This window comes from Mesorhizobium sp. M2A.F.Ca.ET.067.02.1.1 (assembly GCF_004023285.1).
In the GTDB taxonomy this organism is placed as follows: Bacteria; Pseudomonadota; Alphaproteobacteria; order Rhizobiales; family Rhizobiaceae; genus Mesorhizobium.
Genome location: NZ_RZSB01000832.1, coordinates 1 through 2,451 on the forward strand (window position 1 = coordinate 1; position 2,451 = coordinate 2,451).

Sequence of the window (2,451 nt, forward strand, 5' to 3'; positions counted from 1 at the left end):
GTTGCTCCTCCGCCGGTCTGTCGCGGGCGGCGAGGGCGCGTTCCGAGCCCGCCGGGCGAGGCTTCCGGCCGGCTGCGGCCGCACAAAAAAATGCCCGGCGCAAGCGCCGGGCATTCGTTGCAAGTCGGCTTCTATTTGCCGACTTATTTCTCGAAGTAGCTATACTTGCCGTCGTCACCCTTCTTCCATTCGTAGATGACGTAGTCGGGACGGGTGATATCGCCCTTGGCGTCATAGCCGATCTCACCAATAACCGTCTTCCACGGACCGCCGGACTTGATCACTTCGGCAACCTTCTGCGCATCGTCGGCCGAACCGACCTTGGCGATGGCCTGGGCAATGATCTGCACGGCGGCATAGGAGTAGAGCGTGTAGGCTTCCGGCTCGAAGCCGGCGGCGCGGAACTTCTCCACCACTTCCTTGGCGTCCGGGTTCTTGCGCGGATCCGGAGCGAAGGTGTTGAGCGTGCCAGCAACCGCGTCACCCGCGATCGAGGCCAGTTCATTGGAGACGATGCCATCGCCCGAGAACATCGGCGCCTTCAGGCCCTGGTCGGCTGTCTGGCGGATGATCAGGCCGGCTTCGGTGTGCAGGCCACCCCAGTAGATCAGGTTGACATTGTTTTCCTTCATCTTGGCGATGAGGGCCGAGAAGTCCTTGTCGCCGACATTGATGCCTTCATACATCACTTCCTTGATGCCGTTGGCGTTGAGGTTCTTCTTGGTCTCGTCGGCAAGGCCCTGGCCGTATGGCGTCTTGTCATGGACGATGGCGATCTTGGCGTCCTTGAAGTTCTTGGCGATGTAGTCGCCGGCCACCTTGCCCTGCTGGTCGTCGCGACCGCAGGTGCGGAAGGTGTTCCACAGGCCGCGCTCGGTAAGCTTAGGATTGGTTGCCGACGGCGTCATGACGAGGATGCCGTTTTCGGCATAGACTTCCGATGCCGGAATGGTCACGCCCGAGTTGAAGTGGCCGTCGACGAACTTGACGCCGTCGGCGACGAACTTGTTGGCGACCGAGATGCCTTGCTTGGGATCGGAGACGTCGTCACCGATCTCGATCTTGAGCTGCTGGCCATTGACGCCGCCCGCCGCGTTGATGTCGGCGACAGCCTGTTCCGCGCCCTTCTGCAGCTGTGCGCCGAAGGCCGCGTTCGGGCCGGTGATCGGACCGGCGACGCCGATCAGGATATCGGCCCACGCGCTGCCGCTGAACGCGATGAACGCGGTCAGCGCAACGGCGGACAAGAGTGATTTTTTCATTGAAACGCTCCCATTTACGGAGTGGGCGTGGATGATGCTTTCATGCGATGCCCACCCTTATCGCAGAAAGCATAGAATGCCGATTTTCAGGCACTTGTCACGCCAATTCATCCCCGAAAAGGCGTTAATCATAAACGTCAAACCTTCGGCTTCCAGCTTAATAAGGAAGCTCTTTCATAGAGCCAGTTATACTGCGTCACCATCTGGTTGGTGCGCGTGTATTGATAGCCGAGGAAGCCCAGTACCATCAGCACGATGGTGTCGACGATATAGTAATGCAGCGAGAACATCGTGCCGCCGAACAGCGCGTGATGGATGAACCGGATGCCGATACCGAGACCGAGCATGTAGAAGAACAGCTGAACGTGGCTGCTCCAGGTCTGCGCCGCCGCCTTGCCGGTCATCCATGCCGCCCAGCCGCCGAGCAGGCAGGTGACGAACAGGAACTGCCAGATCGAGGCTTCTTCGTAGAGAATACCTTGCATGATGAAGACCTCTCTTAGTGATGACCGCCTTCGAGATAGGCGGCGCGCACTTCCGGATTGGCGAGCAGTTCCTTGCCGGAGCCGCTCATGGTCACATTGCCGTTGACCATGACATAGCCGCGGTCGGCGAGCTTCAGGGCGCCGAAGGCATTCTGCTCGACCAGGAACACGGTCAGCCCCTGCGTCTTGTTGAGCTCGCGGATGGCGTCGAAGATCTGCTTGACGATCAACGGCGCGAGACCCAGCGACGGCTCGTCGAGCAGCAGGAGCTTCGGCCGCGCCATCAGCGCGCGACCGATCGACAGCATCTGCTGCTCGCCGCCTGAAAGCGTGCCGCCGCGCTGGCCGATGCGCTCCTTCAGGCGCGGGAACAGCGTGAACACCTTCTCGACGTCCTCGTCGTAATGCTTGAGATTGTCGAGGCTGGCGCCCATCTGCAGATTTTCCATCACCGTCATGCGCGGGAAGATGCGTCTGCCTTCCGGGGATTGCGCGATGCGCAGCCGCGCGATTTCATGCGTCGGCATCTTGGTGATGTCGGTGCCGGCGAAGGTGATGGTGCCGGCGCGGGCGCGCGGGGCCCCGAAGATGGTCATCATCAGCGTCGACTTGCCGGCGCCGTTGGCGCCGATCAGCGCCACGATCTCACCCTGGTTGACGCTGACATCGACGCCGTTCAGCGCCCGGATGTTGCCGTAGTAGGT

General features: G+C 61.0%; 3 protein-coding genes. All 3 read right to left on the reverse strand.

Annotation, left to right across the window (positions count from 1 at the left end; translation table 11 throughout):
• Positions 1 to 143 precede the first annotated feature (143 nt).
• Positions 144 to 1,262, reverse strand: coding sequence for a branched-chain amino acid ABC transporter substrate-binding protein (locus EOA28_RS32455; RefSeq protein ID WP_127249635.1), 1,119 nt, complete (start codon positions 1,260 to 1,262; stop codon positions 144 to 146).
• A 137-nt stretch (positions 1,263 to 1,399) separates the two neighbouring features.
• Complete coding sequence (locus tag EOA28_RS32460) at positions 1,400 to 1,747, reverse strand: DUF6867 family protein (RefSeq protein ID WP_126063959.1); 348 nt, start codon at positions 1,745 to 1,747, stop codon at positions 1,400 to 1,402.
• A 14-nt stretch (positions 1,748 to 1,761) separates the two neighbouring features.
• On the reverse strand, positions 1,762 to 2,451 hold a 690-nt coding region (locus tag EOA28_RS32465), incomplete at its 5' end, for an ABC transporter ATP-binding protein (protein ID WP_148671001.1).